The organism is Microcoleus sp. LEGE 07076 (assembly GCF_015207455.1).
Classification (GTDB): domain Bacteria; phylum Cyanobacteriota; class Cyanobacteriia; order Cyanobacteriales; family Microcoleaceae; genus Microcoleus.
Genome location: NZ_JADEWV010000230.1, coordinates 1 through 8,709, shown reverse-complemented (window position 1 = coordinate 8,709; position 8,709 = coordinate 1). Strand labels below are relative to the sequence as shown.

General features: G+C 48.3%; 6 protein-coding genes. 1 reads left to right on the top strand and 5 read right to left on the bottom strand.

What is annotated here, in order from left to right:
• Both IQ270_RS25530 and IQ270_RS25525 read right to left on the bottom strand, forming a co-directional pair.
• Positions 1-1,516: O-antigen ligase (locus IQ270_RS25530; RefSeq protein ID WP_228056693.1), on the bottom strand; the 1,516-nt coding region annotated here is incomplete at its 3' end.
• A 24-nt stretch (positions 1,517-1,540) separates the two neighbouring features.
• Positions 1,541-2,386, bottom strand: a complete 846-nt coding sequence (locus tag IQ270_RS25525) for a YaaW family protein (RefSeq protein WP_193975969.1) — start codon at positions 2,384-2,386, stop codon at positions 1,541-1,543.
• A gap of 456 nt (positions 2,387-2,842) precedes the next feature.
• Here IQ270_RS25525 and IQ270_RS25520 point away from each other — a divergent pair, with 456 nt between their 5' ends.
• Positions 2,843-3,907, top strand: a complete 1,065-nt coding sequence (locus IQ270_RS25520) for an NAD(P)/FAD-dependent oxidoreductase (RefSeq protein ID WP_193975968.1) — start codon at positions 2,843-2,845, stop codon at positions 3,905-3,907.
• Positions 3,908-3,990: 83 nt separating this feature from the next.
• Here IQ270_RS25520 and IQ270_RS25515 read toward each other — a convergent pair whose 3' ends face one another.
• The 3 genes from IQ270_RS25515 to IQ270_RS25505 all read right to left on the bottom strand — a co-directional run bounded on the left by IQ270_RS25515 (position 3,991) and on the right by IQ270_RS25505 (position 8,248).
• Complete coding sequence (locus IQ270_RS25515; protein ID WP_193975967.1) at positions 3,991-4,854, bottom strand: Uma2 family endonuclease; 864 nt, start codon at positions 4,852-4,854, stop codon at positions 3,991-3,993.
• A gap of 161 nt (positions 4,855-5,015) precedes the next feature.
• Complete coding sequence (locus tag IQ270_RS25510) at positions 5,016-5,954, bottom strand: polysaccharide deacetylase family protein (protein WP_193975966.1); 939 nt, start codon at positions 5,952-5,954, stop codon at positions 5,016-5,018.
• A 713-nt stretch (positions 5,955-6,667) separates the two neighbouring features.
• Entirely contained in the window at positions 6,668-8,248 is a 1,581-nt protein-coding gene (locus IQ270_RS25505; protein WP_193975971.1) for a bifunctional pantoate--beta-alanine ligase/(d)CMP kinase, read from the bottom strand.
• Positions 8,249-8,709: the final 461 nt, after the last annotated feature.

The following is an 8,709-nucleotide window of genomic DNA, read 5'->3' as shown; positions in this document are numbered from 1 at the left end:
AGCTTATTGTATTGACTCGGAAATCAAACACCGTCACATCTACAGTGTTAAATAGCGTACAGGCGGCGAAGGCTAATAAATAACTGAAGAAAATTAGGCGATCGTCCCCTCTTTTTTCTTGACAAAATACCCGATTTGTGATATTAAAGTTAGAGTTTTGATTGAGCAATAAAGCATTTTCGCCTACTTCCTCTGTTGCTATTTGCTCTTGTTTGATGTCCGCCGCAGAAACAGGCCAATTCATCAACAACAAAACACCTCTCGCCAAAACCCAGCCAACTAAACCCAAAAAGAAAAGCGTTGCGGGTATTCCAGTTTCCGCAGTCAGCATCAATATCAAACTGTGAGGATGACCGAGCCATTCGTGCATTCTATCTTGATAAAGAGGCGTAAAATTTCGCAGTCCCCAACCAGTCCAAGGACGCTGCTGAGTCATTGACCAAGCAAATTCCCACTGAGTAGTTCTCAAACTAGCAGTTGGTCGGTTTGGAAACATCTCATCGGTAAGTCTCGCCCAGAAAAAAGCCGGGATAATTCTTCTTAAATATTGTCGCAGCGGTTCCGGGCCAAATGCTGACAAAAAAACTGCACCCACCGCACTAAATACCGCAACTAATATTTTTTTATAACCCGCATAAAATGCAAAAGCCAAAATTGCTAAAACGGCCAGTCCCCAAGCATTCCGAGAATTAGTAAAAATCAAAGCAACAGCATTTCCCACCACAGCCAAACTTAAAAATAGGAATCGGTAATTGGGAATTGGGAATTGGGAATTAGGAATTGGGAATTGGGAATTGGGAATTGGGAATCGCGAATTGGGCATTGCTAAGTGGTGACGACTTACAACTGACGACTGACGATTGCCAACTGCCAACTGACAACTGACTTCTTCTACCCACAATCCGAGTGTTAAAATAAGAGCAATTGTCAGATAGCAAGCTAAAATATTAGCGTAGATAAAGACAGATGCCATGCGGCCGGGGGGATTGCCTTTGGGTTCTAGTACCCAGCCAAAAACAGGCTGCAATAAATCGATGCCGCTCCAACCTAAAAATTGCTGTCCCAGTCCCAAAATTATTACGGGCACTGCACTAATTGCGATCGTCCAAGACATTTGTCGCAACTGAGCCGGAGTTTGAATTAAACTGCTGAAAACGGCAAAAACTATAAAGAAAGGCCAAAAATTGCACAAGCCTAAAACAGCATCGATGCGGTTGTTGGCAACAATCGTTGTGATGACTAGCACCGCAAAGAGGATGGCGAATCCTCGGTTCAGCGGGCGGCGGCTAATTTGACGAGGCTTTTGCTTGAGAGTGCCTGCCAATCCTAGGAATATTCCTAAAGCTCCCAAAATCGGAATTGTCGGAAAAATGAGCATCCCAATTTGAGCGAAATTCCAAGGAATTTGCAGGTGGCGATCGGGATGTTTGTGGAGGCGAAACTTGAGATTTTTGGCTGTTTGTTTGGCAGCTAATTTCCACCGATTTTTGATATTCACCAACACTCCAATCCCCAATCTAAAATCCCCAATCTAAAATGGCTATGCTAGTTCCCAAGCGCATTCCGATCGCGTTAATCGAATTTGAGCTAAGGCAAAAATGGTCGGAATAATCCGCCCGTAGTTTGTGGAAATCGATCGCCAACCCAAATCCGCCACAAACCAAGTCCACATCACCGGGCCGAGCAGCGAAAACACGCTCCGCGTTGCACCGTAACGAGCCGCACTCACGGCCATCCCGCGCCGCGCCGCCTGAATTGCCACATAATTTTGAAACTGGGTGGCTGCGGTTGCAGTGCCTGCAAGCACTCCTTGTCTGGCCATTTGATAGGTGGCAAAATGCAGCGCAAATTGATTGGCCATCAGTTTGAGCAACATGGGTTTTAAGATAGAACTAACGGCTAAAGCGCTGCCGCCTTTGAACAGCAAGCCCAGCGGGTCTTTTTCAGCAGAAATTGGCAGGGGTTGGGAAAGTTTAGAATCAACAATTGCTCGCTGTACGCGCACTGTTAGCGCTTGCTGTTCGTCTTTCGGCAAGCGATTCCAGGCGCTGCTCATTAAATGCAGAAATACTTCGGCCTCTAAGTCGGTGGTTGACAACTGTTTGGGATAAGGGATTTTGAGATAGCGACAAACTTGAATTAGTGCTTGTCTGTAGGTTACTTGTTCGGTTCGCCCTCGGAGTACCGTCACTCCGTCGGCTGCAAGATAGCGAAACCGCTGTTCTACTGCGTCTAGCCACGCTTGGCGATCGCGGCTTTGTACATCTATGGGTGCGGGGGTTTGCACGTAATCTAGAGGGTTAAACTTGCGGGTGAACAGAAGTTCGGTTAGTTGCTGCAATTCTTCTTCTGTTGTCAATTCTAGTGCTGCTCTGAGTTCGTCCAAAATTTGGCCCTCCCGTATACGATTTTAGGCGTTGCTGAATGCAAGTATGATTTTTGTCTGTAGGGGTAGTGCCCCCGTGCCTACCCGTCAGCATTTGGGGCAACCACGGGGGGATTGCCCCTACGATTTCATACCCCCATTCAGCAACGCCCGATTTTAGATTTTAGATTGTTACTGCTTGAGAACCATCGGGGTTGGGAATTTGCCTGCAGTGGCATTTTTTTTAAGCTGGTCTTAATCACAGATTCCTGCTGTCCCTTATTCTACTACTTGGTGCAGGGCGATGGCGTTGGGCTTGCAACCCATGCTACGGCTCTCAGGGTTTGGCCGCAAACTAGAAACACTGCACAGAAACTTCCCCCGCAGCTTTAAACTGATAACTACTGACTGTTGAGAGTTGACTAATGACAACTGACAACTGACAACTGACCACTGACTAATGACTACTGACTAATTATGTTCGATGTTGTGGCGATCGGTGCGGGGATGGCGGGTCTGATTTGCGCTCGGCAGTTGCGCCTCGCTGGCTATTCTGTGGCGGTTGTTGAGAAATCTCGCGGCCCCGGCGGACGAGTCGCTACTCGCCGCGTACAGGGCAGCAGGGCCGATCACGGGGCTCGCTATCTGGAGCGGCGGGGAGAGGCGGTGCAGGCGTTGATTGATGTTTTGGTCGATCGGCAGATCCTGAAACTCTGGACGGATATTGTGGCAGAATTCCGACAAGCAGAAATGTTCTCTATTCCTAGTGATTGTTACGTCGCACCTGCTGGGATGAATGCTGTCGGCAAGTATATCGCAGAGGGTTTAGACATTTGGTACGGCCGCCGCGTCAAAACTCTGGCTCGTACCGACAGCCAAATGTGGCGTATTTCTCTCGAAGTTACGGACGACAATTTAGAGACACCTCAAGAATTGTTTGCTAAGGCTGTGGTTGTAGCAATTCCGGCTCCCCAAGCTTTAATGTTTTTGGATTCAGAAATTGGTTGTTCGCGGGATTTTCTTGACAAATTGCGTTCCGTAGAATATGACCCTTGCATGACAGTGATGGCTGGATATTCTGCGGAACGAGAGTCGGATTTAAGCAATCTAAATCCGCAGTGGAAATCTGTTTCTTTTCCAGATAATTCTGATTTAGCTTGGGTTGGCTGGGACAGCAGCAAGCGGCTCGATCCGCAGCAGCCTGTGTTTGTAGTTCACAGCAGTGCTTCTTTTGCCGATCGCCATCTAGAATCTACCGATTTGCCAACCGTTGGTCAAGAATTGCTCGATCGCACTTCTGAGTATTTAATGCCTTGGCTGAATCAGCCGGAATGGTTGCAAGTTCACCGCTGGCGCTATGCTTTTTGTCGAAATCCTTTGCCTGTTTCTTGTTTGCCTGCGGAAGGGATTTTGCCGCTGGTTTGTGCGGGGGATTTGTGCGGGGAAGGTCAAATTGAAGCTGCTTTGCGATCGGGATTAGCGGCGGCTAGTTGGGTGAATTCTCAGTTGCAGAATTTGCCGTTAGATTCAAGCTTTAAATAGGTAATTAAGACTACAATTAAGGTGCGTCGGGGAGGGAAATTAAAGTTAAGCTGTGATGTTAGGTTGGGTTCTGCAGTGAAGATTTATCCCAAACGCTGCACGTCTTCCACTGACAGAGAAAGCGCCTGGGCAACTTGTTCGGCGGTTAAACCCATTGCCAGCAGTTGCGGAATCGCATCTCGCTGTGTTTGCTCCACGCGATCGGCCCGCTGGCGCTCAGCTTCGGCCCGCTGGCGTTCCTGTTCGGTATGGAGGCGTTCGAGTCGAGCTTGTTCGCTCCCCGTCAGCAACAAATTCCCCTGGTTGTCCCACCAGCGCAACCACCGCTGTGTCTGATTTTGATAGCTGCCTTCCCATACGCCTAACTCTATGCCCATGCGGTCGATCGGGTAATGTCGGCGATCGTTCGGTTCCAATCGGCAATAGCAGCCGTTCAGCCAGTTGTAGACTTCCAGTTGGCTGGTTTTGATTGTATAGATGGCGTAGTAGGGAATGCGGATAATCTGTTCGTATACCCAAAACTTCCCTGGTTTCTGATTACTACCTTTTGGCAAGCGAGATAACGGCGTGTTGTCGCGTTCTTCGGAACCATCCCCGCTCGCCAATTCGATCGCAATTATTGGTACCATATACTCGCGCCAAATCACGTAAGAGCGACGAATTTCGCCGTCTAACAAAGGCGGAACGTTGGGGACGTAGAACCAGTCAGGGGCTTCGGCTCCGCGTTCGGGTGGGTCGGTTTCGTGCCAGTAGATGCCACAATCTTGCCCGATCGCATATTGTCCGTCAGGATGTAGATTTTGCAGCGTGCTTTCTAGGGAGTCGGTGAGCAGGATACTCTGCGGATGTGCTTGAAAGTTATGACAGAACGTGCCGTCGGATTCGGGGAGTTGGGTGTGATCTGGGAAGGCGGGCGGCAACCCTGTGGCGCTGAGACTTTGGGTCATAGCTGGTACGCGATCGACCTGGCGATCGAACTGATGCTCTGTTACAGCATAGCGATTGTCGATCGATTTGTGTTGCCCAAGATAGGCATCATTCTGAAAAATTGATCGAACTACTTACAAAAAAAAGGGAAAATGGCGATTAATTCCATTCTCCCAATTTTTTATTTTTTTGCTATTTTTTGCTGTTTTAACTGTTCTTCTTGCATTTCCAATAACTCTGGAACCGTTACAAATTTGTACCCTTGCTTTTTCAATCGAGCAATAATATTGGGCAAAGCTTGTACAGTTTTTGCTCGATTGCCGCCGCCGTCGTGCATCAACACAATGCCGCCGGAACTTGCTTGCCGGAGTACGTTGTCCATCAACGATTGGGTAGCACTCCGCCAATCTAAAGAATCGGCAGACCACATGACAACTGTATATTTTTTCTTCTGTGCGTAAGCTGCTAATCCATTGTTTAAAATGCCTCCCGGCGGGCGGAAAAGCGTTGTTTTTACCCCGGTCAATTCTTCAATTAACGATGACGTGCGATCGATCTCGCGAGCTGCGCCGTCTTCGTTGTACTTAATGTATTGGTGGTTCCAAGTGTGGTTGCCGATCGCGTGACCGGCAGCCACGACTTGTTTGCCAAGTTCGGGATAAGTGTGCAGGTATCTTCCTACCCAGAAGAATGTAGCTTTAATATTGTTTTTCTTGAGAATATCTAGGATTTGTGTAGTTGTTTTCGGCCAGGGCCCGTCGTCAAATGTCAGGGCGATCGCTTTGTGCTGCGAGTCGAGTTTCGCCTGACGGATGGTTGTACCTTTCAACTGGGAGGGTAGGCTTGATTGAAAGCGGGTTTCGTCCAAAGAGGCGATCGCCTTTTGGGAAAACTCAACTCGACGGGCGATCGCCCCTTTGATTCCGTTAGCATTGGCGATCGGCTTTTGTTCTGAGGGCTGAGATACTGCCAACACTTGCGCCTGTATCGGTGGTGCCGTTCGCCCTGTCGCCCGCAAGTTCACAGGCAACATCACGCCCAGCAAAAAACTGGTGGCGGCTGCCACAAAAACAACGATTAAATTTTTGCGCCGCCTCAACAGCCGTTTCAATTTTGTCACGTAATTCTCTCCTTCACACCTTGCACAGTTAATTTGAGATTTTATGTTGATATCCGGTTAACCCAGTTAACAGGATAATCTTAAATCGGATTGCATCTAAAAATTCTACTGCAATTTACACTTCTTGTGCCTTTCATACAGGAGGATTTTAGATTTATCGAATTGACTGTATGACGCATTTTGCTAAGTTCGCGGCACATTTTTTATGTTTCCTGCTTACTTTGAGATTGCGTTTTTCTACAATAACTCTAGCTTTTCTTTCTTTTGAGAACCCTAGACGCGCTTTGAGACGCATTTTTGAGCTTGTTCAGCTTTGCGTTAACGTTAGAGTCTACCACAGTTGCGAACAATTTCAGGCTCTTTTAAAATGAATTTAATAAATTAAAGCCATCCTCTAAAAACGGGGTTTTAAATCCAGTTTTTATAGGGGAAAATTTAAGAATTGTGTACGAGAAACTGCCTGAACCGTGAAAACGGGAAATAGTTGAAATTTCCTCAAGGAAGAAGGCGATCCAATCGGGTTAATAGCAGGTTATACCAAATCCCGGTTTGCCACCCCCTTATCTTCTGACTCTTCTGTTTCCTCATCTCTTCGCGTTCTTAGCGTCTTCGCGGTTCCATAATAAAAGGGTATGTTACCTGGATTTGATATTAGATCCTCAGTTCAACCCGATTTTAGTCCAGGACGATCGCCCGCCCCCAACTTGCTCAAATTAACTTTCAGGGCCGATTCTCTGTTTGTACAAGCCGACAATCCGATCGATAACTTCGTCAACAGTCAGATTGTCTGTTTGAATTTCCACAGCATCGGCAGCTTTTCGCAAAGGTGCAAACTCGCGGGTGCTGTCTTTTTCGTCCCGCAGGGCGATGTCTTGTTCCAACTCGGCCAAACTAATATTAGCCCGATCGGTCTCTTTGAGCTGCAACAGCCGCCGGCGCGATCGCTCTTGTACCGAAGCCGTCAAAAAAATCTTCAATTCCGCATCTGGAAAGACGTTAGTCCCGATATCGCGGCCTTCTGCCACAATTCCGCCTTTTTTGCCGCAGCGCCGCTGTTCCTGCACCAGAAACTCCCGCACCGATCGAATCGCCGCCATTTCCGAGACGCGGGATGTCACTTCCAAACTGCGAATTGCCTCGGTTACATCTTCGCCGTTAATCTTCAGCGTCAAAGATCCCGGATCGATGTTGTATTCTAAATAGCTGCCACTGACTAATTCGGCGATCGCACATTCGTCAGAAATCGGCGTACCTGTGGTCAAAGCCAGCCAAGTCAGGGCCCGATACATCGCCCCAGTATCCAAATAAAACAGCGAGAGAGCTTTTGCTGCTTGGCGAGTTACGGTAGATTTGCCAGCGCCCGCCGGGCCGTCGATCGCCACAATTGGCCGCCGGTTCCTGAGAATTAGATTGTCAATCAACCGAGTAGATCCGACTCTGGCTGCTACCGCTAAAAGTCCCGCTGTTTCCACAACCTGCAACGGCGCGAGAGTGTCAGGATCGACGAGTTCGGCGTATTCGAGCTTGACAGCAGGCTCTCTGGCGACTTCTGCGCGCGCGGCAGCGAGGGCGGCAGCGGCAGTGCGGTCGCCTAAAGCAAAAGTTTTTGAGGCTTGTTGCAGGGCGCGGTAGAGGGCGCAGGCTTGCTGTTTTTGCTCTGCTGTTAAATACTGATTGCGAGAACTCATCGCCAGTCCAGATTCTTCGCGGGCGATCGGACAAGCAACAATCTCTACAGGCAAGTTAAAATCAACAGCAAGTTGGCGGATAATTGCTAGCTGCTGCGCGTCTTTTTGGCCGAAATAAGCTTTTGTCGGCTGCACTAAACTCAAAACTTTAGTCACAATTACCGCAACGCCCTGAAAATGACCGGGCCTCGACTTGCCGCACAGCACCGATGTCATCGCCGGCGGCGGTACTACTTGAGTTAAGGATGAAAGCTGAATTTGTGTTTGGGCGGTTTTGTTTGTTTCGGTGATTCCTGAGTTGCCAAACATTTCTGTTGCTGCGGGAGCAAAAATGACATCAACCCCAGCTTCTTGGCACAGCAACCGGTCTCGATCCAAATTCCGGGGATAATCTTGAAAATCTTCTGTCGGCCCAAATTGCAGCGGGTTGACAAAAATGCTTACCAGGACGATCGCATTTTCTTGTCTTGCTCGCTGGATCAAGCTCAGATGTCCTCCGTGCAAAGATCCCATCGTCGGCACCAAACCGACTGTCACATCAGGTGCAGCAGATTTTTGTAAATTTAAGTAGCAGCGAAGTGCTGCAATCGCAGTAAACAGGCGCACCGTTAGATTCTCCTGAAGGCAGCATCGATCGGACAGAATTTCTTCAATCTGATATCTTGCACCGATGTTAGCAAAAAACTCGCCCACAATAGAACGCGACTTTGGCAGCGAGTGCCAAATGTTAGTTAAATATGATACCAAATCCGAGGAACCTTACCCTATTTTGCTGGTACAGGGGCAGCCATTGCATCTATGCGTGACCGATTATCGGGCATTGGTAGCTAGTTAAGACGCAAGCTGCATTTGTCAAATCGTCCTGTATTAATCTCTCTCTGGGCTCTTTCTCTGTGTTCTCTGCGCCCTAGGTCCGGTTAAATCATTCCGATGCAACCGGAAACGATATGACAAATGCTTCCCAGCTCTCCTGAAATTTTGGTAATAAGTTAATCTAACGTTTGGTAAGAGGTAATGGGTAATAGGTCAGGAATCGATCGCCAATTCCCCATCCCTCCGCTTCGCTC